The organism is Paenibacillus sp. 01T443, from assembly GCF_056398325.1.
On the sequence record NZ_JBFTPE010000001.1, the window covers coordinates 91605 to 117009 of the forward strand.

The 25405-nt window shown below is 46.3% G+C and carries 26 protein-coding genes and 1 pseudogene; 6 read left to right on the forward strand and 21 right to left on the reverse strand.

Annotation, left to right across the window (positions count from 1 at the left end; all coding sequences use genetic code 11):
* Positions 1-27: 27 nt before the first annotated feature.
* Complete coding sequence (locus tag AC1DLI_RS00425; protein WP_477598818.1) at positions 28-576, forward strand: 1,2-dihydroxy-3-keto-5-methylthiopentene dioxygenase; 549 nt, start codon at positions 28-30, stop codon at positions 574-576.
* Positions 577-648: 72 nt separating this feature from the next.
* Here AC1DLI_RS00425 and AC1DLI_RS00430 read toward each other — a convergent pair whose 3' ends face one another.
* The 5 genes from AC1DLI_RS00430 to yneA all read right to left on the reverse strand — a co-directional run bounded on the left by AC1DLI_RS00430 (position 649) and on the right by yneA (position 3872).
* On the reverse strand, positions 649-1437 hold the full coding sequence (locus AC1DLI_RS00430; RefSeq protein WP_477598819.1) for an HAD family hydrolase: 789 nt from the start codon (positions 1435-1437) through the stop codon (positions 649-651).
* Between the two features lie 24 nt (positions 1438-1461).
* Entirely contained in the window at positions 1462-1974 is a 513-nt protein-coding gene (locus AC1DLI_RS00435; protein ID WP_477598820.1) for a hypothetical protein, read from the reverse strand.
* Positions 1975-1996: 22 nt separating this feature from the next.
* Entirely contained in the window at positions 1997-2986 is a 990-nt protein-coding gene (locus tag AC1DLI_RS00440) for an aldo/keto reductase (protein ID WP_477598821.1), read from the reverse strand.
* A gap of 45 nt (positions 2987-3031) precedes the next feature.
* Complete coding sequence (locus AC1DLI_RS00445) at positions 3032-3223, reverse strand: DUF896 domain-containing protein (protein ID WP_477598822.1); 192 nt, start codon at positions 3221-3223, stop codon at positions 3032-3034.
* Positions 3224-3497: 274 nt separating this feature from the next.
* Entirely contained in the window at positions 3498-3872 is a 375-nt protein-coding gene (gene yneA, locus AC1DLI_RS00450) for a cell division suppressor protein YneA (RefSeq protein WP_477598823.1), read from the reverse strand.
* A 158-nt stretch (positions 3873-4030) separates the two neighbouring features.
* Here yneA and lexA point away from each other — a divergent pair, with 158 nt between their 5' ends.
* The 3 genes from lexA (at position 4031) to AC1DLI_RS00465 (ending at position 5477) form a co-directional block, all read left to right on the forward strand.
* Positions 4031-4651, forward strand: a complete 621-nt coding sequence (gene lexA / locus AC1DLI_RS00455; RefSeq protein WP_169081603.1) for a transcriptional repressor LexA — start codon at positions 4031-4033, stop codon at positions 4649-4651.
* A 220-nt stretch (positions 4652-4871) separates the two neighbouring features.
* Positions 4872-4979, forward strand: a complete 108-nt coding sequence (yjcZ, locus tag AC1DLI_RS00460; RefSeq protein WP_477598824.1) for a sporulation protein YjcZ — start codon at positions 4872-4874, stop codon at positions 4977-4979.
* Positions 4980-5210: 231 nt separating this feature from the next.
* Positions 5211-5477, forward strand: a complete 267-nt coding sequence (locus AC1DLI_RS00465; RefSeq protein WP_477598825.1) for a hypothetical protein — start codon at positions 5211-5213, stop codon at positions 5475-5477.
* A gap of 120 nt (positions 5478-5597) precedes the next feature.
* Here AC1DLI_RS00465 and AC1DLI_RS00470 read toward each other — a convergent pair whose 3' ends face one another.
* The 16 genes from AC1DLI_RS00470 to mutS form a co-directional block, all read right to left on the reverse strand.
* The gene (locus AC1DLI_RS00470) at positions 5598-6308 is read right to left on the reverse strand and encodes an NAD-dependent epimerase/dehydratase family protein (protein WP_477598826.1); all 711 of its coding nucleotides are present in this window, start codon (positions 6306-6308) and stop codon (positions 5598-5600) included.
* A gap of 109 nt (positions 6309-6417) precedes the next feature.
* Positions 6418-7047 carry a hypothetical protein gene (locus AC1DLI_RS00475; RefSeq protein WP_477598827.1) on the reverse strand — a complete coding sequence of 210 codons (630 nt, stop codon included), beginning with the start codon at positions 7045-7047 and terminating at the stop codon, positions 6418-6420.
* A 161-nt stretch (positions 7048-7208) separates the two neighbouring features.
* Positions 7209-8537, reverse strand: coding sequence for a type I glutamate--ammonia ligase (glnA, locus tag AC1DLI_RS00480; protein ID WP_308994939.1), 1329 nt, complete (start codon positions 8535-8537; stop codon positions 7209-7211).
* A gap of 45 nt (positions 8538-8582) precedes the next feature.
* A complete protein-coding gene (locus AC1DLI_RS00485) occupies positions 8583-8993 on the reverse strand; it encodes a MerR family transcriptional regulator (protein WP_053376247.1) in 411 nt (136 codons plus the stop codon).
* Positions 8994-9055: 62 nt separating this feature from the next.
* A complete protein-coding gene (locus AC1DLI_RS00490) occupies positions 9056-10348 on the reverse strand; it encodes a methionine gamma-lyase family protein (RefSeq protein ID WP_477598828.1) in 1293 nt (430 codons plus the stop codon).
* Positions 10349-10487: 139 nt separating this feature from the next.
* A complete protein-coding gene (hflX, locus tag AC1DLI_RS00495) occupies positions 10488-11777 on the reverse strand; it encodes a GTPase HflX (protein ID WP_477598829.1) in 1290 nt (429 codons plus the stop codon).
* A 25-nt stretch (positions 11778-11802) separates the two neighbouring features.
* A complete protein-coding gene (locus tag AC1DLI_RS00500) occupies positions 11803-12792 on the reverse strand; it encodes an AAA family ATPase (protein ID WP_477598830.1) in 990 nt (329 codons plus the stop codon).
* Between the two features lie 89 nt (positions 12793-12881).
* On the reverse strand, positions 12882-13559 hold the full coding sequence (locus AC1DLI_RS00505) for a YdcF family protein (RefSeq protein ID WP_477598831.1): 678 nt from the start codon (positions 13557-13559) through the stop codon (positions 12882-12884).
* The gene (locus tag AC1DLI_RS00510; RefSeq protein WP_308994944.1) at positions 13556-14113 is read right to left on the reverse strand and encodes a ribonuclease FAU-1 family protein; all 558 of its coding nucleotides are present in this window, start codon (positions 14111-14113) and stop codon (positions 13556-13558) included. The genes AC1DLI_RS00505 and AC1DLI_RS00510 overlap by 4 nt, the downstream gene beginning before the upstream one ends.
* A gap of 223 nt (positions 14114-14336) precedes the next feature.
* Positions 14337-14984, reverse strand: coding sequence for a peptidylprolyl isomerase (locus AC1DLI_RS00515; protein ID WP_477598832.1), 648 nt, complete (start codon positions 14982-14984; stop codon positions 14337-14339).
* Between the two features lie 2 nt (positions 14985-14986).
* Complete coding sequence (locus AC1DLI_RS00520; protein ID WP_477598833.1) at positions 14987-17473, reverse strand: transglycosylase domain-containing protein; 2487 nt, start codon at positions 17471-17473, stop codon at positions 14987-14989.
* Between the two features lie 151 nt (positions 17474-17624).
* Positions 17625-17870 (reverse strand): RNA chaperone Hfq, encoded by a 246-nt coding sequence (hfq, locus tag AC1DLI_RS00525; protein WP_308994947.1) that lies wholly within the window; start codon positions 17868-17870, stop codon positions 17625-17627.
* A 17-nt stretch (positions 17871-17887) separates the two neighbouring features.
* Positions 17888-18901, reverse strand: a complete 1014-nt coding sequence (miaA, locus tag AC1DLI_RS00530) for a tRNA (adenosine(37)-N6)-dimethylallyltransferase MiaA (protein WP_477598834.1) — start codon at positions 18899-18901, stop codon at positions 17888-17890.
* Positions 18898-19674, reverse strand: a complete 777-nt coding sequence (locus AC1DLI_RS00535) for a class I SAM-dependent methyltransferase (RefSeq protein WP_477598835.1) — start codon at positions 19672-19674, stop codon at positions 18898-18900. The genes miaA and AC1DLI_RS00535 overlap by 4 nt, the downstream gene beginning before the upstream one ends.
* Positions 19671-21704 carry a DNA mismatch repair endonuclease MutL gene (gene mutL / locus AC1DLI_RS00540; protein ID WP_477598836.1) on the reverse strand — a complete coding sequence of 678 codons (2034 nt, stop codon included), beginning with the start codon at positions 21702-21704 and terminating at the stop codon, positions 19671-19673. The genes AC1DLI_RS00535 and mutL overlap by 4 nt, the downstream gene beginning before the upstream one ends.
* Positions 21705-21731: 27 nt before the next feature.
* A complete protein-coding gene (gene mutS, locus AC1DLI_RS00545; RefSeq protein WP_477598837.1) occupies positions 21732-24401 on the reverse strand; it encodes a DNA mismatch repair protein MutS in 2670 nt (889 codons plus the stop codon).
* A gap of 237 nt (positions 24402-24638) precedes the next feature.
* Here mutS and AC1DLI_RS00550 point away from each other — a divergent pair.
* A pseudogene (locus AC1DLI_RS00550) lies at positions 24639-24764 on the forward strand (IS1595 family transposase); the annotation flags it as partial.
* Positions 24765-24886: 122 nt separating this feature from the next.
* Positions 24887-25357, forward strand: coding sequence for an NUDIX domain-containing protein (locus AC1DLI_RS00555; RefSeq protein WP_477598838.1), 471 nt, complete (start codon positions 24887-24889; stop codon positions 25355-25357).
* Positions 25358-25405 lie beyond the last annotated feature (48 nt).

Consider the following 25405-nt stretch of genomic DNA (forward strand, 5'->3'; position numbering starts at 1 on the left):
ATCTCTATAGGAAAAGAGGGAATGTTCATGGCTGAAATTAGAATTCGCAATACAGAGGAACGGATTCAAGGGGAAGAGGCTGTCCGTTCATTTCTAGAACAGCAAGAGGTGCTTTACGAGCACTGGAACCCAAGCAAGCTGGCAGAAGGACTTCAGCAAAAATTCGTACTTTCTGACGAAGATAAACAAGAAATTTTGGCAACATATGACGAAGAAATCAAAGACCTCGCTGAGCGCCGCGGTTATAAAACATGGGATATCATTGCCTTATCCGATGCTACTCCTAATCTAGACGAGCTCCTTAAAAAGTTCGAAAACGTACACACGCATACGGAAGATGAAGTTCGTGCGATCACTGCAGGACGCGGCATCTTCATTATTAAAGGTACAGATGATGTAGGTTATTTTGACGTTGAGCTGGAAGCTGGCGACGTGATTTCCGTTCCGGAATACAAACCGCATTTCTTCACGCTGATGGATAACCGTCAAATCGTTGCCGTTCGTCTTTTCATTGAAACAGAAGGCTGGATCGCTCATCCTTTTGCTGACGAGAAGTTCGCATCCAACCAGGCTTAATACGTTCTAAAATAATGCAAGCCCCTCGTAAGCTGCAATTGCAGACAATGAGGGGCTTTTTATTGCTATTATTTAAAGCTCAAGCAGCTGCAAAAGCTCTTCTAAATGTTTGATTTCATGGGTAGGAATGATTTCGTCATTACGGACGGCGCCATGGCGATTAATCCATACCGATGTCATTCCAATCGTATTCGCGCCGAGAATGTCCGTTGTCAGCTTATCGCCAACCATAATCCCATGCTCTGTCTCGATACCAAGTCTCTCAAGCGCATGCTGGAATATCGCAGCAGTAGGCTTCCCTTGCCCAAACTCGCCCGAGATTATTATATGATCAAAATAAGGCAGCAGTTCCGGAACGCCAGCTAACTTTTCTCTTTGCAAGTCAGGAGATCCGTTCGTAAGCAGTAACAACTTATACTTACCTTTGAGTGCGTCCAGCACTCGGAATGTTTCTTCATATACGATGGGACGTGAGCGGCGTTCTGCAGGGAATTGCTCAGCTAGAATTGCGCCTAATTCTTCATTATCAACGCCAAGCGCCTTCAAACCCTGTGTCCATGCCGCTTTCCGGTATCCTGGCGCAAGACTCTCGAGCTTGCGGAATTCCTCCTGCTCACCTTCGCGGAAGGGCGCCCACAATCCTTCAAAAGGATTGATTCCGATCATTTTTGTAAATGGAAAAGTTTCATACGATTCATAAAGCGCTCTTGCTTCACGGCGCACCGCCTCCTCAAGGGCGTCTGGATCAACTCCAGTTGCTGCAGCTGCCGCTTGGCATGTTGCTTCGAAAGCTTCCTTAACGCTGCGGTCATCCCACAGTAAAGTGTCATCTAGATCAAATAATACTGCATGTTTAGCCATCGTTGTTCGAACTCTCCTACTTATTTATTTTTCCTGAAAAGGAATGCCGTTTGCTTGCGCAAACACTTTCAGCTTCGCGCTAATTTCATCCGTTGGAAAACGGTTCGTTAATTTAGAGAACACCCAGTTACCGCCTTTGTGCTGCTCTACGATAACATAACCCTTTTGTGCGCTAAATCCTTTAATTGCAGAAGCAGGAATGCGTTTATCCCCTGTCAATCGGCGTGATTGTACAAAATCTTTGCCAATCGTAATATACGGGCGTCTAAAGAAAAAGAGGACCGCGAGTAAAATATAGCAGCCTACCGTGATCCAAAACATCGTATCCATTTTGAATTGGGACGAGCTTTGCATCAAAATAACGTACATTCCGATAAATAAAATCAATAAGATTGGTGCGATGTAATTACGTCCAATAATTTTATCGGATTTCTCGGCGTTAAACACGATTTGGCCATTGCCTTGTTTTTTGCGTTGTTTATTTATTTCGGTCATATTTTTGCGCACCTTGCGCTCCCAGGAACGTGACAAGCTCATTCTCCTCCTAATTTAAAAAGCCCTATTCAAACGGTCTGCGGAATTTATCGATAAAGCGATTCGGATAATCATCTGGAAGCGCACTGACTTGCTCCAAACGGTTCCAGACTTCTTCTGGCATTTCCCAGCCTATTGCACCGATATTATCTTCAAACTGTTCTAATTTGCTGGCACCGAATATCGGCGAAGTAATTCCTTCGCGTTGAATCAGCCATCTTAACGCAACTTGTGCAGGCGTTTTACCAAGCTCATTTGCTGCTTCCAGCAGTGTATCAAGAATGACGAAATTTTTGTCCGAGGCTCGATTAATCCAGGCGCTCTCGCCTACCTTCGAAGTCATCCGACCTTCCTTAGGTTCTTCTCTGGTATAACGCCCAGTAAGAAATCCTCCGCCAATGGGAGCCCATGGAATAATGCCTACCTTTTCCTCTAAGCAGAGCGACATCATTTCTCGGTCCATTTGTCTGCTTACTAAGCTGTATTGCGGCTGAATGGATACAAAACGGACATAGCGGTTTGCATCGCTACATGCCAACGATTTCATCAATTGCCATGCAAAAAAATTAGAACAACCTATGTAGCGAACCTTGCCTGAGGTAACAAGGTCGTCAAGCGTGCGAAGCGTTTCTTCGATTGGTGTTGCATGATCCCATACATGTACCTGGTACAAATCAATATAATCGGTTTGAAGTCGTTTTAGGCTGGCTTCAACACCATCCATGATATGTTTGCGCGATAATCCCACGCCATTGATATTTTTGGATGTGGTCATCCTTACCTTTGTTGCCAGTACAATATCAGAGCGATTGTGTTTAATCGCTTTCCCGACGATCTCCTCGGAACGGCCGCTTACATATACGTCAGCAGTATCCAGAAAATTGCCGCCTCGGTCAACAAAACGATTGATCATCTCAATCGAATCCTCTTCACTTGTTGTGTTGCCGAAGGTCATCGTTCCCAAACAAAGCTCAGAAACCGCCAGTCCACTTTTGCCTAATAGTTTGTAATTCATCTAATCACCCTTTCTTGGATATTAAATGATGTCTTTAGACAATAATTAATGCTTGATATTATCCTTATCATCCACAATTTCAATCGTTTCAAGCTGTTGTCGAAAATTGTTCTTAAAATTCGTTAAATACTGCTTGCGAAGCTCATCTCTTTCGGCAATTTCCGCATCGGTTAAGCCTTCAGATTTATTTTTACGAGCGAGCTCGTTAATCCGTTCAATTATTTTCGAAAATTCCATACCTTGCTCTACTCCTCTCATGATGAAAAACCACTACTCTATACTTTGACATTTTCGACGATCAGTTGTCAAGGCAAGGCATGTTCAAAACCTATACTTTTCACGTGGAAAATAAGCCTCTGGATTCAATTCCTATCCTCTGAAATGAGATGAATGAGGCAAATCAATCATTTATGCAAAAAAGCTTTCTGAAGCAAGTAGATTTAGTAATCCGCTTGTTCCAGAAAGCATATAGGTTAGTGTTATTAGCAAGCCATTGTAAATATCATTCAAATTATATATTTGGAATTATAAGCTTCTGTCCGGACTTAATCTCTGCTGAATGTAGTTCATTCCGATCCTTAATCAGATATACAACATATCTTATATCATGCTTAGAGTCAGTGAATTGTCTAGCAATCTCCCATAATGTATCTCCAGTACGAACAGTGATAACCTGCTCATCATTTGTTGCTGCTTCAGGAGAGCTCCCTGATGCATCTGTTCCCATCATTAAAAAGCTCGTGAATAATAGGATAAACAAAGCAGAACATACAGTAACCTTAACCGTATGACGCTTTAATAAGCGTACAATTACCTTTGAAAACTTCATTGCTTTGCTTGCTTCCGGCTTATGGATCGTTCTATAAAAGCTTGGACTAGTTATCATTTATCAGCACCCCAAACGTTTGTTCTGTTTTTAGATTACACGAACAGACGTTTGGTGTCAATGAAAAAATGCGAACCTTTGTACTTAAGAACTTATGTTTGTACGAACTCCGGTTCTATGTTATAATTTTTTGCAAACCTACTAATGGAGTGATTGCAGTGTCGAAGATTTCTAACCGACAACATTCGATTCTTGAATTCATCAAGAATGAAGTCCGGGAGAAAGGCTATCCACCCTCCGTTCGAGAAATCGGCGAAGCTGTTGGATTGTTATCCAGTTCAACCGTTCATGGTCATCTTGACCGCCTGGAGAAGAAAGGTCTGATTCGCCGAGATCCTACGAAACCCCGTGCAATTGAGATCTTAGATCAAGAAGGCGTCGATGGCATTATCCCGCTTTCCGTAGCTAAGGTGCCGATTGTGGGCAAGGTTACAGCTGGTGTGCCTATCACTGCTACGGAGAACATCGAGGAGTATTTCCCGCTTCCTGCCCATTTTGTCGGAGACAGCAGCGTTTTTATTTTGAATGTTATGGGCGAGAGTATGATCGAAGCCGGCATTCATGATGGAGATTACGTTATTGTTCGGCAACAGCAAACGGCAAATAACGGTGAAATCGTTGTCGCCATGACAGAGGATGACGAAGCAACAGTTAAAACGTTCTATAAGGAGAAAAATCATATTCGCCTGCAGCCGGAGAATTCCACGATGCAGCCGATTTTACTCCAAAATGTAACGATACTTGGTAAAGTCATTGGACTTTTCCGCGACATACATTAATCGGATTGTAAATGTACATAAAGAAAAGGCTGGATCAGATGCACATGCGTCTTTGATCCAGCCTTTTCTTTGTTCGCTAAGCCCCTTCAACTTTCAACCAATCGTTTTCCTTAAAATTAGGCTGCTGGATGAATGCCTCTCCCAGACAAACACCCAATCAACGTACAATTATCCCGCATAACATACTGTGTACTCAACACGTAAGGAGGTGCATTGAAAAATGTCCGGTTACGTTGGTGGAGCTTTTACAAACACAGGCACAATTTTGGTTCTCTTCATTTTGTTGGTGATTATAGCTTGCAGCTGTATGGGTTTCGGCGGCTACTAATAACAGCCCCTATCCATTCTTTCTCTCTTAGCCTCTCGACTCAAACGCAAAAAGGCCCGTAAATCGGGCCTTTTTGCGTATCCGTTCCGATGAAACGCACAATCATTAACGAAACGTAAACAAGTATTGATCTTCACTTGAGCGCACTAGTAAATAATGATGGGCAAGTTACATAGGCAACCATAGAAGCATAGGCTGATCATATCAAAATAAGTATTGGAGGAGAACGTAATGGCATTCGGACCGCTCCAGCCCCCATTTTATCCCTATCCGCCTTCTTATCCTTATCCGTACCCTTATCCCTATCCTTATCCTTACCCAGAAGTGCTTCCACTCCCTTTTCCTTCGCCTTTTGGCTCTTTTGGAGGACCATGGTGGCATGGAGGGTTTCAAGGAGGCGGCTTCCCTGGAGGAGGTCCTGGCGGCTTTCACGGGGGGCCTCCAGGAGGCTTCCACGGCGGTGGCTTTCATGGCGGACATCGTCATTATTGTAAATAAATCAAATTAAAAGTCTTATCGATTCCAATCGTTCCGGCGGGGAATGTGTAGGTTTAGCCTAAACATCCCCCAGCAATTCGATATCAAAGATGCATCTTACCGAATGAATCCATCAAGAAGCTAACTTTTATCAGCTAGTTTGGCCATTTCAGAAATCATCTTGCTGTCCAAAATGGTTTTTGCATGTCCCGATTTTGCCGCTTGGATCATTGCTAGACCAATTTCCTTTAATGAAATCACATGCTTCGGCAATAGGGCGAGGAGCATTGGATACATCCACTTCAATGCAGAATAGTATCCGTGTGTATTATTTAAACCTTTGGTAGGATGAATGTATCCAGGCCGGAACATATATGCGCCTTTTAAAGGTAGCTGTAACAGTGCATTTTCTGTTTTCCCTTTCACTCTAGCCCACATGCTTTTCCCCCGCTCCGTACTATCGGTTCCACTGCCTGATACATAACAGAAAACCATATCCGGGTTCTTGCTCGAAAGAATACCTGCCATGTATAGCGTCAGATCATACGTCAGATGACTATATTTTTCTTCATTCATGCCAACAGAGGATACGCCTAGACAAAAGAAACAAGCATCGTAGCCCGTTAACTGCATAGCAATGGAATCGATTTGAAAGAAATCCACATGGACAATCTCTTTTAATTTGTTGTGAACAACTCCGCATGGTTTCCGATTGATAACAAGGACCTTTTCAATATCCGGATGAAGCAGACATTCATGCAGCACGCCTTCCCCAACCATCCCAGTAGTTCCTGTTATTATTACATTTAATTTCTTTGCATTTTGTCCCGTCAGTGAGCCTTGGTCAAGCATGCTTAATCACCCAATTCCAATTTCATCTTCGTGTCTCATGTCCCTATAATAAACGATCATTCGGTTAAAAACAAACAATATTCTTAATTGTACGTCGATTACATTTGAACTATACGGCTCGCTTACCAAAAAGAACCGTTGGATAATGTGGTTTTTGTAACTGACCTAATCTTTGACGATCTAGCTTTGGGTACTCATATAATGGTCCATCATATATGACTTGAACGCTCTCATGCACAAGAAAATCATTCGGTGTCACTAAAGTTGATGGACGATCCCACATATGGATTCCGCTGGACTTCAGCGTCTCGGCAACAAACTGCGAGCAGAAATAGGAATGAGCGGGCTGCAAATCCATCTCTAACAATACACCCAACAGCCCAATTAAATTATACCGATACCTATTCTTATCCTTTTCGAATTCGCTAATCACCTTCATTAAGGCCGTTTTTTGATGTTCCGTTACAGCAATCCGTAGCAGCCTGCAGCGAGTTTCCGGAAAATGCCGGAATGTTCCTTGATAAACATCCTCCTTCACAAACCCGGCATGCAAAGGATTATTTACACGCTTTCGTCCGAAACTATAGATTTCTTCTAAATTCTCATCCAATACAAGCGAAGCATGATTGTAAGGGGCACCCGTAAACCCTTTGATTAGTCTAGTAAACAAGGTCCCTGTATCGGTAAGTAATATATATATGCTATCAGTTATCTCGTTATTTAAACTTGTTATTGTCATTCTGCTCATCTCCTGATAACCGTTGTTATATTCATCCGGCAGCCATTCTTAACTGCTCTGAATATAACAATTCGACAGACAAGCGAATAGTACCAACTATGTGTAGTACTGTTTAATCAAAAAAAATCCCTCAACGCTAATCGCGTCAAGGGATGATATTCTTAATATAGAGTCAAATATTGATCTCTTTCCCATTGGTGAACCTGAGTACGGTACATATCCCATTCGATTTCTTTCAGCTCGTAGAAATGGGCAAGCGCGTGATCGCCAAGTGCTTCACAAATGATATCGCTTCTTAGCATTTCATCGAGTGCTTCCTTCAAATCGAGCGGCAAGCTCGGAATACCTGCATCCTGACGTTCTTCCTCAGTCATGATGTAAATGTTCCGGTCCGTTGGAGCAGGCAATGGCAGCTTGTTCTGAATGCCGTCAAGACCAGCTCTAAGCATAACTGCAAGCGCTAGATACGGGTTTGCCGCCGGGTCAGGATTACGTACCTCTACGCGTGTGCTAAGACCGCGTGAAGCCGGAATACGGATCATTGGCGAGCGGTTGCTCGCGGACCATGCAACATAACATGGTGCTTCATAACCAGGGACTAGACGTTTATAAGAATTGATCGTTGGGTTCGTAATGGCAGCCATTGCACGTGCATGGAGCAGTATTCCTGCCATGTAATGACGTGCAGTTGCACTAAGTCCCAGCTTGTCCTTCTCATCATAGAACACATTCGTATCACCTTTGAACAAGGATTGGTGACAGTGCATACCGGAGCCGTTAACGCCGAACAATGGTTTCGGCATAAAGGAAGCATGCAGGCCATGCTCGCGTGCAACCGTCTTAACGACTAGCTTGAACGTTTGGATTTGATCTGCAGCTTTAATGGCATCTGCGTATTTGAAATCGATCTCATGCTGACCTGGAGCAACCTCATGGTGAGACGCTTCGATCTCGAAGCCCATTTCTTCCAGCGTCAGAACGATTTCACGACGACAGTTTTCACCCATATCCATAGGAGCTAAGTCGAAATAACCCCCTTGGTCATTTAACTCCGTAGTCGGCTCTCCGCGTTCATCGGTTTTGAACAAGAAAAACTCAGGTTCAGGACCGACATTCATTGCCGAGTAGCCAAGATCTTCGGCTTCTTTCAAGGCACGTTTCAAAATACCGCGCGGATCGCCGGCGAAAGGCGTACCGTCAGGCATATAAATATCGCAAATCAAACGGGCAACACGATCTTGCGTAACCCATGGGAAAACAACCCATGTGTCAAGATCAGGGTAAAGGTACATGTCAGACTCTTCGATACGTACATAACCCTCGATGGATGAACCATCGAACATCATTTTGTTGTCGAGAGCTTTTTCAAGCTGACTTACAGGGATCTCTACGTTTTTGATTGTTCCAAGCAGATCCGTAAACTGCAAACGAATAAAACGAACATTTTGTTCCTGTGCTATACGTCTAATATCCTCTTTAGTGTAACTCACAGAATCATCTCCTTAGTTTGCGAATCAATGGTAGAAATAGTCCAACTAGCGCTTATTTAAGAAACGAGTCAATTGTCCTTGGATTAGCGATGCTTGACCCGGTCTTTTCTCGAGCAATTGCTGTTTAAGCAATCGGTGCAGTTGTTGATCGGATAACTCGCGACGCTTAACTTCCGATTGCTCGCTTACGATCGTTGCATCATCCGACTCTTTCGAAACCGGATTCATCACTTGCTTAATACCGGCGATATTAACGCCCTTCTCAATCAATGATTTAATTTCCAAAAGCCGTTCTACGTCATTAAACGAAAATAACCGCTGGTTTCCTGCTGTTCTGGCAGGTACGATCAATTCATGCTGTTCGTAATACCGGATTTGGCGGGCCGTTAAATCCGTCAGCTTCATTACGATGCCGATTGGAAATAAGGCCATATTTCTGCGAATATCATCAGCCATGTCGCATCAACCTTCCAGTCGTTCATTTATATGTTCATTCTAACCGTTCCGACGCAAATGTGTCAAGTTATGTAAGGTTTAATCACAATTAAACCACTATCCACAAGACGATATAACGCAGTTAGAATCCCATATTTTGCATGAGCGTAAGTAAGGCCGCCTTGCATATATGCAATGTAAGGTTCACGTATTGGAGCGTCTGCAGAAAGCTCTAGACTTCCCCCTTGAATGAACGTTCCTGCCGCCATTATGACAGCATTCTCATAACCAGGCATATCCCAAGGCTCGGGTACGACATGTGAATCGACTGCAGCCGCTTGCTGTATCCCTTGGACAAAAGCAATCAAATGCTCAGCTTGTCCGAAGCGAACAGCTTGGATCAGATCGGTTCGCGGTTCATTCCATCTCGGCTTCGTTTCAAATCCAAGTTCCTCAAAGAGGGCTGCTGCCAGCACGCTTCCTTTTATAGCTTGTCCAACTAAATGGGGAGCCAAAAACAAACCTTGGAACATCGGCCTGAGCGTGCCTAACATTGCGCCTACCTCGCCGCCGATCCCGGGGGCTGTCAAACGAAAGGCTGCAGCTTCCACCGCAAATGCTTTTCCAGCAATATAGCCGCCAGTTTCAGCCAATCCGCCTCCAGGGTTTTTGATTAAGGAGCCGGCCATTATATCTACCCCAACTTGAGTCGGCTCTAACAGCTCCGTAAACTCTCCATAACAATTGTCAACAAAAACAATGACATCCGGCTTAATCGCTTTGACACGCTGGACGATAGCCTCAATTTCAGAGACCGTGAAGGATGCTCTCCAATCATAACCGCGAGAGCGCTGAATTCCGATAACCTTAGTTTTCACAGTTATCGCTTGTTCAATTTGATTCCAATCAAGTCCGCCATTCTCAAGAAGCGGCACCTCGGAATACTTAATGCCAAAGTCCTGTAAGGAGCCTTGCCTGTCTCCCGGCTTCCCAATTACCTTATGCAGTGTATCATAGGGTCTGCCAGTAACATAAAGCAGCTCATCGCCAGGCCGAAGGACACCGAACAATGCGCAGCTGATTGTATGTGTGCCAGATACGAAATGCGGTCTAACGATTGCTGCCTCTGCACCCATGACATCTGCGTACACAAGATCAAGTATTTCACGTCCGCGGTCATTATAGCCATAACCCGTTGAGCCAGTAAAATGAAAATCACTTACTTTATGGCGCTGAAACGCTTCAATAACCTTCCACTGATTACGTTCAGCTATCTTATCTATGCTGCGGAAAGCTTCTGCAGCAAGCATCTCGGACTGCTCAGCCACATGTTCGAGATGCTCCCACAGCTTCTGATTATCGTGTTGCCTGTTCATTTCGTTATCTTCTCCTTAAAGTTTTGCGAAGCAAAACTACATCGTAAGCATGGACCTAAGTTTTGCGAAGCAAAACTACTTCGTAAGCATGAACCTAAGTTTTGCGGAGCAAAACTGCTTCGAAAGCATATGTAACCAACTATTCGATATATTGCTTCAAACGATGTCCATGCTGCTCATAATCTTGCTTGCTGACTTGGACAGTGAGCCGCAGTGATTCTTCCGTCACTTCTTGGCTGATTACCTCGCCGCTGCGATAGGCTAACGCGATCAGGTCACCGCGTTCGGCAGGGACGTTAAAAGTCAGAACATCTCCGCTAAGCTTATCCTGAACCGTTTGCTTCAGAAGCTCAAGATCATCCGAATCGTATGCGCTGATAACTAAATTATCTCCGCTTGTTATGGGCATATCCGCTAATGAACCGTTGTTGATGCATATGTCTTTCTTATTATAAACCTTGATAAAAGGTTTATCGGATGCGCCAAGATCGCCCAAAATCTTATTAACGACTTTAATTTGCTCGTCGCGCATTGGAGAGCTGCTGTCAATGACATGGAGCACGAGATCAGCCTCGCATACCTCTTCTAGTGTCGCGCGGAAAGCAGCTACGAGATCCGTGGGCAGGTTTTGAATAAAGCCTACCGTATCGGTCAGTACGATTTCTCTGCCGTTTGGCAGCTCCAGCGTTCTAGACGTTGGATCAAGAGTAGCGAACAATTGATTTTCGACATAGACATCGGCATTCGTCAGCTCGCGAAGCAGCGTAGACTTGCCCGCATTCGTATATCCGACCAAGGCGACTTGTGTCACGCCTGATTTCTTACGGCGCTCACGATGAAGCTTCCTGTGACGGACAACCTCTTCCAGCACCGTTTTCAGATCAAATATCCGATCACGGATGTGACGGCGATCCGTCTCGAGCTTTGTTTCACCCGGACCGCGCGTCCCGATTCCTCCGCCTAATCTGGAAAGGTTTTTGCTTTGGCCTGACAACCGCGGCAACAGGTAGCTTAGCTGGGCAAGCTCGACTTGAATAATTCCTTCACGGGTTTTTGCTCGCCCGGCGAAAATATCAAGAATCAGCTGCGTGCGGTCAACGATTTTCAAATCCAGTGATTCTTCAAGGTTACGAACCTGGGCACCCGAAAGCTCTTGATCGAAAATGGCAGTCGTGGCACCCAGCTCATCAGCCAAAGCTTTAACTTCCTGCACCTTGCCCTTACCGATAAACCACTTGGAATCGACGGTTTCTTTGTTTTGTGTAATAGTCGTAAGCACTTCGACGCCTGCTGTCTCCGTGAGCTGCACAAGCTCTTGAAGAGACATTTCCGGATCTCCGCCTTTACGTTTATCGTTTGAAGTGACTAGACTGATCAAAATCGCTTTCTCAATTATGTTGGGATTCGTATCGAATGTTTTTTCGCTCATCACATACTCCTTCTAAGCACCAGCATTATATTGGCTTCGTGTCCCACTTCAAATCCTCTGGCCTGATCGTCATTAACTCCTGCTTTGCGGGAACCGAGCTTGCATAATGCGTTAGCAGACGAACGGCTTGATACCTAATCGCCTTTTCAATCGAATTTCTAACATATCTGGCATTGCTAAATGAAAACATCGTGCTCTGCTTCTCCTGCATAAGATGCTGCCTTAATTTAAATACGGTCTGCGGCATCAATATATAGTCGCGGTCCTTAGCCATCAGCTCGCTAATTTGAATCAATTGATCCACCGAATAATCCGGAAACTCGATCTGGATCGGGAAGCGTGAGGGAAGCCCTGGATTAGTCAGCAAAAAATCATCGATTTCTGCAGGATAGCCGGCAAGAATGAGCACAAATTGGTTTTTGTGATCTTCCATGGCTTTAACAAGCGTATCGATAGCTTCCTTCCCGAAATCCTTCTCTCCCCCGCGCGCAAGGCTGTAGGCCTCGTCAACAAATAGGACGCCTCCAATGGCTTTTCGCACGAGATCCCGCGTCTTCTGAGCAGTATGCCCGATATATTCGCCTACAAGATCCGCACGCTCCACCTCGATCAAATGTCCCTTTGTCAGGACGCCCATCTTTTGGAAGAGCTTCGCTACAATGCGTGCGATGGTCGTTTTCCCCGTACCGGGATTACCCTTAAAAATCATATGATACACATGAGAGCCGCCAAATAATCCTGCTTCCGAACGCATTCGGCTAATGTATAGCAGCGCGTATATTTCATAAACGAGTGATTTTACGTTTTCCATGCCGATCATCGGCTCTAGTTCTTTTTGAATATCGGCATAATGATCCACGCTAGGCAGCGGCTTCACAGCGGGAAGCGGCTCTACCTCCAGTGCATGAGCCGATGCACCTGTCTGAAATGTTTCTTGGCTTCTAAGGACCACATTAATTTGACGGGAAGGCCTTGCGGAGCCATTTCCGGGTCCCGATATGACGTGTCCACTCATCTGTCGCATCACCTATCCTTTGCATCGAAAGCTGTAGCGGCTGACCGCACTACAAGTTTATTCTACCTTGCAGCTGCATATTAGCAGATTTACAGCGACGAATCTAAAGGAGGAAATCCAAAAGTATGGAGAAGCGAATCAAGCTTCCATTTGGTGAAAGCCAGTACTTCACGGGACTCGTTGTATACAGGATTCAGCACTTTGGATTTTGTAGCGGCCACCTGCAGCGGCGAAAAATCAAGCTTTTTTGCGATCTCCTTTGCTCTCGCTGCATGATAATCATGTGTGATGACAAGAAGCGTCCCCAGCTTGTTCTGCTCTGCTATCCTTTTGCTGAAAGCTAGGTTCTCATACGTACTGGTTGATTTTTCTTCTAGCAACAGCTTGTCAGCCGATATACCTTTTTCAATAAGATAGTCGCGCATACCCTCTGCTTCCGTTTTTGTTGCTTCGTTCGCATCCAGACCGCCTGACAAAATCAGCTTGTCCACTATGCCTTCTTCATATAGCTTTAAAGCGAATTCCAACCGTTCTTTCAGCGCCGGACTGGGCAAATCATTCCATAAAGCAGCTCCGAGCACAATACCCACATCTGATTTAATCAGCGGCTTATCTGTCTGGTAGCCATTAATTAACCATAATAAATATCCGCACCAAAACACGCCTGCACATATGATCCAGGCAACAACACGAAACAAAAGCAGCCACGGACGCCTTTTTCTTGATCGTTTACGTGAGCTGCTCCTCCTACCTGTTGCCGTATTCATGATTCGCTTAATTCCCCAGTTCGCTCAAGTAAGCTTTTCCGATGTTTGAGACTCAGCGTAAAATACCGGAAACGCCCATTTCGAATACTTGAAAGTAATTTTCCTGCCGTTTTGCGGGCTAATGCTACATCTTTGCCATTGACGTCACCTGATCTAAGCGCATCCTCCAGCTCATCTTCATCCATAAGGAATACTTCCCCGCTAGGCAGCACAACGACATCTAAATATAGATCATCGAACCAAGGCACCTGCTGATCGGTTAAGCCTTGTGTTTTGCATACATCGATATACCATTGGACGACGCGTCCCTTATCATCGAACATCGTCGTGACGACAAAATGCTCGCCTCTTGGAAAATGCTGCATCCACAAGTATCCGCGATCGGCCAAACATAGTTTCCGTCCGTTATATTCCTTCCATAACGGCTCACGCAATTCATGAATCCGATAAAACGTAACGAGACCTTTGAACTCCTCGCCGTCAAGCGCTAGGCATGAATAGCTTTTGCGCAAGATACGCCGCCAGTTGGCGCGGTCTGAAAATTTTCTCTTCATACGGAACGTACCTTTCCGTTCAATTGGGAAAAGCTTGCTTGAAACCTGCACAGCTCTTCTCGGCTTTGAATTAACTGTGTGCCTTACATCCAACGACAGTTGAAATTTACCTATAAAAAAAGATTACCATATCTTAACGTCCATCTCCAGCCGACAGACAAAATAAACCAAGCTCTATGCTGGAAAATAAAAAGAATACCACCTCAGAGGGTGGTATTCTTCTTTATTTCTCTAAAATTTCAATCGAGTTGATGATGATTTTCTCAGATGGCAGGTTATTTTTCATCGGAGTCTTTGCGATAGCCTGCACGATATCCATGCCGCTCTCCACCTTGCCGAAAATCGAATAATTAGGCTCTCGATTCAAGTTTTCCGCGTCAGGCCCCGTGCAAATAAAAAACTGGCTCCCACCCGAATTGGGTTTGCTGGCATTGGCCATGGCCACAATGCCTTCTTCGTATTTCATTTCCGTGCTGAGCTCATCCGGTATGGAATACCCTGGTGTGCCAGTCCCATTCCCCTTAGGGTCACCGGTTTGGATCATGAAGTCCTCGATCATATTATGAAAGGTGAGTCCTTCATAAAAACCTTCCCGGGCCAGAAAAACGAAATTATTAACGGTGACCGGAGCTTCGTCCGCAAACAGTTTTACCGAAAATTCGCCTTTTGTCGTTTGAAACTTGGCCACATACGATTTGTCCAGATCAATTTGCATATCAGGCATCTTGTCCCAGTTCATCGTCTTGGCAGAAGCTTGTGCACTATTCCCGCCACTCACTCCCGACCCATTCTTGCCGCAGCCTGCTAGCAGCATAATAACTGCGACCAGAATAAATAGAGAAAGGGTTCGTGCTGTCCTTCTTTCTGTCATTGCTAACCACCTGTTCCTTGCGTATTGCCGCCGGTTTCAGTGTTTCCTAGTGCATTCGTGCTGTTATTTGTACCAAGGCMGTCATCAGGTGTCGGCGTTGGTGTCGGTTCGCCCGTTCCATCCCCAGGATCAACAGTCTCTTCTGGCTCCGTACCGTCGGTCGGGCTTGGAGAAGGTGAAGCGCCATCGCCGTCTCCATCGAGAGGAGGCGTGATTTCACCGCCGTCAGGGTCGACTGGATCCGGTTCCATCGGAATATCCGGAATGATTTCCGTTTCCGGAATGACAACCTTAATTTTCTCAGAAGGTGCACTTTCTTGATCATTTTCAGCATCGTAGGCAACGACATAATATTCATACGTCATTCCCGGGAATGCGCTCATATCGTCTACCCCTGTAGAGGTCAGGGAATCGACGAATCGGATAAATTCACTCTCCGAAGCTTCCTTACGGAAAACCTGGTAGGTAACTTTACCATCTTGGAACGGGTCCCAAGACAATTGAACCTTCATCTCTTCTGGAATGAATACCGCATTAAAATTCGTTATTGCTGCCGGCGGCTTATCTTCTTTAATGCCTTGCGGTTTGTTAAAGCTTGATTCCGGTACGTTTTTCATGGCTGGCTTCATTACCTTGGAGAACATCGCTGCAGCTTGGCTGCTGCCAGTCTTCAAGTAGTGATCCAAGTCAGTCCTATCGTATCCCATCCATACGGATGCTGTCCACTCCGGCGTATAGCCAACAAACCAAGCATCCTTCACGCCGTCCCCGCGAAAGCCTTTAATCCCATGCTGTGTCGTTCCCGTTTTACCTGCTAGCGTACGGCCGATCGCTGCCTTCGTTCCCGTACCGCCTCTTTGAACAACAGTTTGCATCATCTCCGTCAAATAATAGGCAGTCTCGGCGGACATCAGCTGCTTAGCGGCAGGTGCTTTGTAGGTATAAGAATTATTCGATTTCCCATCAATCTTGCGAATCGAATGCGTATCAACGGACTTTCCGCCATTAGCGAAAACACTGTATGCTGTCGCCATCTGTATAGGCGTTGCTCCGTTTGTTAAGCCCCCGAGAGCCGCTGATAAGTTACGATCATTATCTACCAAATCTATGCCCAGCTTAGAGGAGAAAGCAAAACCCTTTTTGAGGCCGACCTGATTCAGCATCCAGACGGCAGCCAGGTTCCGTGAATCCTTAATGGCCTGCGTCATGCTGACCGGGTTCGCTCCCCACCTGTCAGTCGGACAATAATCTCCGTAACATCTCTTGTCGTTAGCAAGAACGGTCCATGGATAGTATTGGCCTGACTCAAGCGCTGGACCATAGGCTATAATCGGCTTGAAGGCTGAACCCGGCTGGCGTTTGACCTCAGCGCGATTCAAACCTTTCTTCACATAATCACGTCCGCCGGAAATGGCTTGAATTGAGCCGTCTCGGTGATCGATAATAATCATCGCGCCTTCTACCTGCTGCTCATCCTTGCTCTTCTCGAAATTATCATCGTCATCGAATTGAACATCCATTGCGTCTTGCGCCTGTGTGTTAAGCGTAGTATAGATTTTGAAGCCGCCGATTCGAAGTTCTTCCTCTGACAGCTTCATTACCTCCGTCGCTTCTTCCACCACATAATCGACGAACGCCGGGTATTTATCCGAGTTGCTTTCGTTATGGTTTTCTGGAATTTCGTACACGACCGCTTTCGCCTTCTCCATCTCGGCTGCCGTAATAAAGCCTTGATCGAACATGAGCTTCAGAACAACCGCTCTACGGTTCATCGAATCTTCCGGATGGGCGATTGGATTGTAACGGTTAGGTGCCTTCGGCATGGCGGCAATCGTTGCGACCTGCCAAAGCTCCAGCTTATCAAGGTCGGTGTCAAAATAAAATTTCGCAGCCTCCTTAACGCCGTGAACCCTTTTCCCGAAAAATATTCGATTCAGATACATTGTCAATATCTCGTCCTTCGAGTACTGCTGCTCCAGCGCAACAGCGATCGAAGCCTCTGTCGCTTTACGAAAAAACGTTTTGTCTGCCGTCAGGAATACGTTTTTTGCTAATTGCTGCGTTATGGTACTTGCACCTTCTACGGCGCTTCGTGCGATAACGTCCTTGACAACTGCACGCCCGATTGCGAATAAATCAATGCCCGAATGTTCGTAAAACCGCTGATCCTCTGTTGCCACAATCGCGTTAAGCAATTGCTTCGGAATTTCGGAAAATTCGGCAATTTCACGGTTTTCATTCGGATCCGACAATCTTGCAATCTCAATGTCATTCGCATCATAAATGATGGATGACTCCCCAAAAACCAGCTTATTGGCGTTCTCGGTCAATACTCGCTCACCGTTCAAAATAATGAGCAAGTAACCGATAACGCCGCATATTATTGCGATTACCGCCGTAAAGAATAATCCATAAAACCATTTACGCCCCGATATTTTTTTCTTCCTCTTTTGTTTTGGTGCAGTCTTGCTGCGCGGTCGTTCAGCCATAGCCGACTCCCCTCCTGTTGATCCAATATTCGTCTATTTTATCTTTCCCACGAAATGAAAAGAGCAACCCAGCTTGGAGCGGGTTGCTCTTGCATGCCGCTATCTAGTTAAACGTTACACGTTATTAGAAAGTTTCACTAAGTGCTTTAGCCTATGAATCTGAAGCGTTATGATCCTGCTGCATAAGAGAAACATTTCGTTGCGGGGTAAACGTCGAAATAGCGTGTTTATATACCATTTGTTGGCGACCTTCGCTGTCAATAATAATCGTGAAATTATCGAACGCTTTAATAACGCCCCGAATTTGGAAGCCATTCATTAAAAAAACCGTAACCGGTATGTTGTCTTTGCGAAGCTGATTCAGGAACGTATCTTGAATATTGATCGATTTGTTCATTGGACGTTACCCCCGTCTTAAAAAGATTGATTAGAAGTATATTCAAGATTAACTTGAAACTTTCCTGCTATTATAGCATGAACGGTTTGCAAATTGTTGTGAAAATTTTCCCCCATGTCGATCCAATGAATGTCATTCATATGGCGAAACCATGAGAGCTGGCGTTTGGCAAACCTTCGCGTATCTCTTTTGAGTCGCTCTACCGCTGCTTCCAGCGTGCAATTCCCGCGCAAATAATCCGCGATTTCCTTATAGCCAAGACCCTGCATCGCGACTGCGGCAGGCGGCACATCCCTATTAAGTAGCTGCCTCACCTCATCTACTAATCCTTGCTCCATCATCTCATCTACCCGCTGCTCTATTCTACGATACAACTCCGCACGGTCCATAGTCAAACCGATAATGCAAAGCTCATAGGGAGACACCTTCGTTTGGCCTGCCTGCTGCTCGGAAAAGGTTTGACCTGTCATATGATAAACCTCTAGCGCGCGAATGACGCGTCTCAGATCGTTCGGATGCAGTCTCTCCCCCGCAGGAGGATCGATAGCTGACAATCGTGCGTGAAGCGCTTCTGCGCCTTGTTCAGCAGCAAAACGCTCCTGCTCCTGCCTAAAGGCTTCATCCGAGCCGATCTCAGCGAACTGAAATTGATAGCAAACGGATTCCACGTAAAGGCCTGTACCGCCAACAATAAAGGGAAGCTTCCCCCGCTTGGCAATTTGCGAAATCGCTTGTGTTGCGCCAGCTTGGAAATCAGCTGCGGAATAAGGGACTTCCGGCTCAGAAATATCGATGAGATGATGCGGAATGCCTTCTCGTTCATCGAACGGTAATTTGGCTGTACCAATATCCATACCCCGATAAACCTGCATGGAATCGCCGGAAATAATTTCAGCATTCCAGGCTTTAGCAATATCAAGGCTCATCCGGGTTTTACCTACCGCAGTGGGGCCTATCAGAACCAAGAGAGGCTGCTTACGCTGCGGTATACCTTCTTTTTCTTGCTTTAAAATATTGGAATCCTCACTCAAAGCTGTATCACTCCATATGCAATTTTCGATGTGTTCACATGCCGGCGTTCGAAGCCAAGACGAGCAAACTCCCCGCTTGCTTGATGCTCCTTAAGCACTACCGTTTTAGTGGCAACACGCTTTGCCTGCTCGATGACTTGATTGGATAATGCGTCCATGTTCGCGATCGCACGAAGAGGCTCCATCGAGCTCGATTCATTTATCGGCTGCCTGAACATCGGGTCGAAATACACGATATCCGCGCTTTTATCAGGTAAACCAGTTAAATAATCCAAATGATTCATGCATTTCATTTTTATGCGTCTCATTGCTTCATCCACATCCGCCAGACTGGTCTGATAACCAGCCAGACCTTCGCGAACGATTGCGCATAACACAGGCTCGCTTTCGATTGCAGTCACGCTGCCCTTAGGTCCAGCGGCATAAGAGAATACAAGAGAATCCGAGGCAAGGCCGGCCGTGCAATCAATGATTCGGTCACCATCCTCGCAGCCTGACAACTGGATAAGCGGATCCGTTTCGCCTCGGCGAAGCCGTTTCACCCGCACAAACGCCATGCTCGGATGAAAATAAAGAGGCGTCTCCGACTGGCCATCATAAAATCGGACTTCTTCCTCAGTCACAACGATCAGTTTTTTATCTTGGCTGAGCGTTAATAGCTTCGAGACTGTTAAATTTCCGCGAGCTCTGAGAGGGCTTGCTAATTCTGCCGCCAGTCTGCCGGCTTGCTCTAGCGCCCTGGCAGAAGGCTTAGACGTCGTTGTAACTATCACGACATCACCCGCTTGAACATTTTCTCCAGCTGGTAGGTCGATAGATGCACGATAATCGGACGACCATGCGGACAGGTATAGGGTTGCTTGCAATTCGCAAGTCTTGCCAGCAGGGTTTCACCTTCCTCGCGATTCATCCGATCATTCGCTTTGATCGAAGCCTTACACGAGCACATGATAGCCGCCTTCTCGCGAAGCTTGCCGATATCAATCGATTTTCTCTCCGCAATTAGCAGCTCTGCCATCTCCTCAAGCAGGGCTTGCTCTTCCCCCTGCGGCATCCATTCCGGATAGGAACGAACCAGAAACGTCTGTGCGCCGAAAGGCTCAAGCTCAACGCCTGCCTGTGTAAATAGAGGGATAAGCTCTCTAAGCTGCGAAGCCTCTCCCGTCGTAAATTCAAGCGTCAACGGAACTAGCAGCTGCTGGCTTGCGGCCTGAGGATTCCCAAACTTTTGATAATAATATTCGTAATTGATCCGCTCATGCGCGGCATGCTGATCAATGAGATACAAGCCATCCTCTGATTGTGCAACAATGTAAGTACCATGATGCTGACCGATCCAGTAGAGTTCCGGGAAAGCAGGCTCGCCGTTAGGCGCGTCTTCGTCTGAAGGAAGCTGTGCCACAGGAGCCTCGGTAATGTAGGTTTCCAATGGAATGTCTGCTTTAGCTCCTGCCTCTTCAGCTATCGATTCTCCTGCGATCGACTCATATTTCGAATCAGGATCAAGCACTATCAAATCCGAAGCGGCAGGAGCGGCTTGCTCCCAAGCTCCGGCAGTCTCGCGAACAGCCATTTTTTCCGCATCCACCGAAGCCGGCGGCGCATACAGCTTTTCAGCCGCGTTCCGAGGTACGTACTCCCGATCTATGACAGGCGGCTTGTACGCAGGCGAGGAACCTTTATTCGTTTGGGTTGGTTGAAAAGGTTTAAATCCTTCCGCGATCGGTTCCGGCCGGTGGAATGATATGGCATCCTGCACGAACAGCGGTTTGGAGCGCTCCGGCTTAATGCTTGATTCAGGGCCTGGAATATGGCGTTGGCGTCCGAGTACGGCTCTTATAGCATCCTCAATCATCGTGCGAAGCTCCGGCTCTTTACTGAATCTGACCTCCATCTTGGATGGATGAACGTTTACGTCCAACAGGCTGGGATGCATCCCCAGCTCCAATATCACAAGCGGATACCGGTTGATTGGCAGGAGCGTATGATAGGCTTGCAGCAAGGATTGATTGATCGTATGGCTGCGAATATAACGACCATTCACAACAGCCGTAATCCCATTTCGGTTAGCCCGAGTAAGCTCTGGTTTCGAAATATAGCCGCGGAGCTCGTAGTCCGAGGTTTCCGCTTCAATCGGAAGCATCACCTTTGCCGTATTGGAGCCATATACAGCTGCGATCACCTGCAGTCTGTCTCCTGATCCGAGTGTGCGCAGGAGGACATTGCCGTTATGCTTAAACGTAAAAGCGATGCCGGGATGCGCAAGCGCAATCCGGTTAATATAGTCGGAAATATGACCAAGCTCCGTTTGAATAGCCTTCATGTATTTTAAGCGCGCTGGTGTATTATAAAATAAATCTCTTACCGTCATTTCCGTTCCTTGCGGCGCGTTTGCCGGTTCGTCAATGGTCACCTTGCCGCCTTCGATTACGATCCGCCTTGCTAGTCCCGATGAAGTATCGGATGACATGCACTGCAGACGGGAAACTGCCGCGATACTCGGCAGCGCCTCCCCTCGAAAGCCAAGGCTCGCAATGCGAAAGAGATCGCTGCTCGTCGAGATTTTGCTCGTAGCATGCCGTTGAAACGCTGTAACGATATCAGAAGCCTCGATGCCGTAGCCGTTATCGATCACCTTAATAAGGGACAAGCCGCCTTCTTCAATCGAAATATCAATGGTCGTGCTGCCTGCATCAACCGCATTCTCCACAAGCTCTTTCACGACCGATGCCGGCCTCTCGACCACCTCGCCGGCCGCGATTTGGTTGGCAAGCTGCTCGTCCAGCACTTTGATTTTTCCCATGAGGTTAACGTTCCCCCTTTCGTTATGCTAATTATTTAATTTACTTTTCATATCATTCAGCCATTGCATCGCTTGCATCGGCGTGAGGTTAAACAGATCCAGCTTGCGTAATTGCTCCGCCAGCTGCTCAGCTTTTGGACTGGCTTTCTTGCGAGACGGTTCCGCTTCGCTTGCGGCAGCCGGCTCATCGAAGATGGAGAGCTGTATGATGCCTTGTGACTCTGCTGCCTTTTGGGGCTGAGCCTTTTCTTGTGTTAAAAACGTTGAAGACTGATTATAAGAGAATGAATTTGAAGCAGGCTTTGGCATATCCGGCGCAAGGGTCTCATCAAGCAGCTCATAAGCCCTTCCGATGATCGACTGCGGCAAACCGGCTAATTGAGCGCAATATATGCCATAGCTTGTGCTTGCAGCGCCGGGTATGAGCTTTCTTAGAAATGTTACATTATCGCCGCTTTCTTCTACTGCCATACGCGCATTTGTAAGCGACGGCAGGGATTCCTCCAGATGCGCAAGCTCATGGAAGTGAGTCGATACCAGCGCCTTGCAGCCAATATGGTGGTGGACATACTCAATGACCGCCTGCGCAATCGCCATTCCTTCGCCGGTCGAGGTTCCCCGTCCAAGCTCATCAATAATAACGAGGCTGTTTGCAGTCGCCTTCTCCGTCATAATCTGGATATCCTTCATTTCGACCATAAATGTGCTTTGTCCGCCAATAAGATCATCCGCAGCGCCGATTCGGGTGAAAATACGATCGATAAGCGGTATGACCGCTGCCTTTGCAGGAACGAAGCAGCCCATTTGAGCCATGATGCAAATAAGCGCTACTTGGCGCATATAGGTGCTTTTGCCGGCCATATTGGGACCGGTAATTAGAAGCATCCACTGCTCGTCCTTGTGAAGCGAAGTACCGTTCGAAATAAACGGTATCCCGTCCATCATCGCCTCTACGACAGGGTGCTTCCCTTCCTCGATGCGCAAATCAAAGAATTCGGTTACTTTAGGTCGAGAAAAACGACGCTCTGCGCTGACTGTGGCAAGCGATTGGAACACATCAAGCTCCGCAATAATCGCTGCTGCCTTTTGAAGCCGGTGCAGATGAAGCGATAAATGATCTCTCAGCTCAACAAAGCGTTCATACTCCAAGTCAACCATTTTATCCTCGGCCTCAAGAATCAATCTTTCCTTCTCTTTGAGCTCCGGCGTCACAAACCGTTCGGCGTTGGCCAGCGTTTGTTTTCGCTCGTATCTTCCCTCAGGAAGCGCCGACAAGTTCCCTTTCGACACCTCTAGGTAGTAGCCAAAAATACGGTTATATCCGATTTTTAAGTTTTTAATGCCCGTAGCCTCGCGTTCTTGCCGTTCAAGCTCAGCGAGCCATTTCTTTCCGTTTGTGCTTGCTTCGCGCAATTGGTCCAAGTAAGCATCGTAGCCTGCCCGAATAAGCCCGCCTTCCTTAATGTTTACGGGAGGCTCGTCAACGAGCACGGTCTCGATAAGATCAGCGAGATCTGAGCAATCATCCGTACCCTCTACGAGCGCCTTCAGCACTTCAGAGCCTGATYGCTCGCACAATGCTGTCAGCTGAGGAATACGTCGCAGCGAGCTTCGCAGCGCGTTGAGATCACGCCCGTTCGCGCTGCCGAATGCCACTCTGCCTACCAATCGTTCAAGATCATATATGGGCTGCAGCTCAGAACGAATGTCATCTCTTAAAATCAAGTTGAGATACAACGTTTCTACCGCATCCAAACGAGCTTCAACTGCTGCGCTGCTGAGCAGCGGCTTGTCGATCCAGCGGCGCAGGAGCCGCGCCCCCATTGAGGTTTGCGTTCGGTCGAGCAGCCATAGCAGGGAGCCCTTCTTGCTGCGGTCGCGTACCGTCTCGGTAAGCTCCAGGTTTCTTCTCGTATAATGATCCAAAATCATATATTGACTGGGTTCAAAGCTCGTGATTGTTCTCACATGCCCAAGCGATCGTTTTTGGGTCTCATCCAAATACCCCGTAAGAACGCTCACAGCCTGCAGGCGGGCGCCAGAAATTTTCGCTATTTCTATTTCGCCGAACTGCTCAAGAAGCTTATCCGCCGCCATCGGCTCGCGCGCCGTGAGAAGCAGCTGTTTGTTCCAAACCGCGGAAGCTTGGACGAGATCTAGCAGCTCTCTGTCGCCTACCAGCTCAGAAGGCTGATAAACATTGATTTCATCGATAAGAGCTTCTACATGCTCCGGAAAAGAAGTGACATAGAGCTCACCGGTCGATAAATCGCAGGCGGATAGTCCAAACATTCCACCGACTCGAACAATCGCTGCGATGAAGTTGTTCGAGTTGCCGTCCAGCGCCTTCGACTCCATAACTGTTCCAGGCGTAATAATCCGGACGATTTCTCGGCGAACAACGCCTTTCGCAGCTGCCGGATCCTCTACTTGCTCGCAAATGGCTACTTTATAGCCTTTATCGACAAGCCGGCTTATATAATTTTCTGCGGAATGGTAGGGTACACCGCACATCGGAATTTTTTGCTCGCCGCCGCCCTCTCGTCCCGTAAGCGTAATTTCCAGCTCGCGCGATGCCGCTATCGCATCCTCAAAAAACATCTCATAAAAATCGCCTAGACGAAAAAATAAAAAAGCGTCCTTCGCTTCTTCTTTAATTGCAAGATATTGCAAAATCATTGGCGTATATCCAGCCATTCCGAACCTCCTCAAAAGCGTATACAGTGTGATGGTATATAGGGAATTCACTATTTAATGTCATTAAATACGAGAGCGCGGGTGAAAAATGAATGCCGCTCAGGCAGTAAACATCAGATATTCATTATAACAAGCGGAACAGATGTGCGCCATAAGCGAAGTGAATAAGGCATTTGTTCTATTATTAGGCTAACATCATGGTACGGAGGTGATTACACATGGATATGAATGAGTTTAAAGACCGTTGGGAAACAGCGTGTGAAAGGCGTATACCATATCCAAAACGTCAACAGTTACCACAGCCGCCTGAAAAAATGGATGGACCGCTTCAACGGCGTTGCAACGAAGTATCTGAAATATTACTGTAATGAACACGAATGCCAAACTTCGGCATAAAGCTTATTCTTGTTGAGCTAACAGGCAGTTTAGTTCAATAAGGAATGGTATAATTCCTATATATGGCCAATTGAATAGGAGAGGTAATTATGGATTATTGCGAAAAAATGCGAGAGATGATCGGAAATGCTCCACTAATTATTATGCGACCAAGTGTAGCGATCATTAATCATTCAGGTGAAATTTTACTGACTCGATACATAGGTGGAACCTGGGGTATATCTGGTGGCATATTACAGTTAAATGAGTCTGTTGAGGAATGTATAAGACGAAATGTACAAAATGATTTAGGAATTAGGTTAAATACATTACGGTTATTCGGTGTCTATTCAGGCAAGGAATTAATTAATCGTGTTGAAGAAAGTGGCGATGAGTATCATACTGTTGCAGTAGGGTATTTATGTACAGACTTTGAAGGGAATCTTACACCTGATGAAAATCAAGCAATTGAAGCCAAATTTTTTCAATTTGATCAATTACCTGAAGAAATAGATCCTTTTATTAAAAACAAGTTAGTTGAACTTAAAGGGCAAATTGAAAAAATGAATTTTCCTTATTGAATTAATGGAGAACGAAAGTTCAAAAGCCGCTCTTCTTTTGAGAGCGGT